Origin of the sequence: Flavicella sediminum, from assembly GCF_006381105.1 — a bacterium.
GTDB lineage: Bacteria > Bacteroidota > Bacteroidia > Flavobacteriales > Flavobacteriaceae > Flavicella > Flavicella sediminum.
On the sequence record NZ_VDET01000062.1, the window covers coordinates 362 to 1,365 of the forward strand.

Annotated in this window: 2 protein-coding genes; both read right to left on the minus strand. The window is 32.3% G+C overall.

Going from position 1 to position 1,004, the window contains the following annotated elements; all coding sequences use genetic code 11:
* Positions 1-572: DDE-type integrase/transposase/recombinase (locus FGM02_RS17885; RefSeq protein ID WP_243739452.1), on the minus strand; the 572-nt coding region annotated here is incomplete at its 3' end.
* A gap of 158 nt (positions 573-730) precedes the next feature.
* Complete coding sequence (locus FGM02_RS17890) at positions 731-943, minus strand: transposase (RefSeq protein WP_243739453.1); 213 nt, start codon at positions 941-943, stop codon at positions 731-733.
* Positions 944-1,004: the final 61 nt, after the last annotated feature.

Sequence of the window (1,004 nt, forward strand, 5' to 3'; positions counted from 1 at the left end):
AAGTATTCTCGTACTTTTTTAGCTAAAAACTGACTGCCATTATCACTTCTAATAACAATGTTTTCAGGATAGTTATAATCTTCAAATAAAGAGGATAGAAGTGCTATTACATGGTTTTGTTTTATGGTAAATGAAAAATAATCCTTTAATATTCTACGTGAATGAATATCTATAATAGAGAGTAGATAAGCATTCTTTCCAACATGAGGAATCCAGACCATTTTAATATCCATTTCTAAGCACTCCAAAGGCCTAGTGGTATGCACTACTCTATATTTTACAAATTTACGTCCAGAACCACTTCTGTCTATTCTGTTTTCAAGCTTCAATAAGCCTGCTTGTTTCATAATTCGGTATAACTTCTTATGATTGATATTATAACCTTCTTTCTTTAAATAACTAGTCATTAATCGGTAGCCACAGTCTATAAATTCATGTCTTAAAATGTCTTTTACCGCATTTACTACATCTTCTTGAGACACGAACCCTTTGGATTGATGATAGGTGTATTTAGAGGGTTTATTACCCTTTCTACCTAGACTTGGTTCTCTATAATAACTGCTAGGAACCATACCTACCATTTTTATAATCTTAGACTTACTACACTTATATTTTTTATGAATAATATTCACTAAATCTTTCTTGGATCGGACGTTCCAAACTTTTTTTTTAGAAGTTCACGTTGTACCTCTAGTTCAATCTCTCTATCACTAAGAAGTTTACGTAATACTCAATTTTCTTCTTCAGCTTCCTTAAGCTCTTTACTTTTAGTTTCGTAATTCACTTTTAAACCCGCCTCACCCTTATGTTCAAACTTCTTCTTCCAGCTATAAAAGCTTCCTGTGCTTACTCCGTGTTTACGACAGGTTTCTACAATACCAAATTCTTCAGATTCCGATAGGATTTCTAGCTTCTGGGACAACTCCCATTTCTTGTATTTCATATTTCAAATATATTAGTTTGAAATTTAAAAGAACACTCCGAACTTATTAGGGGCTAAAATA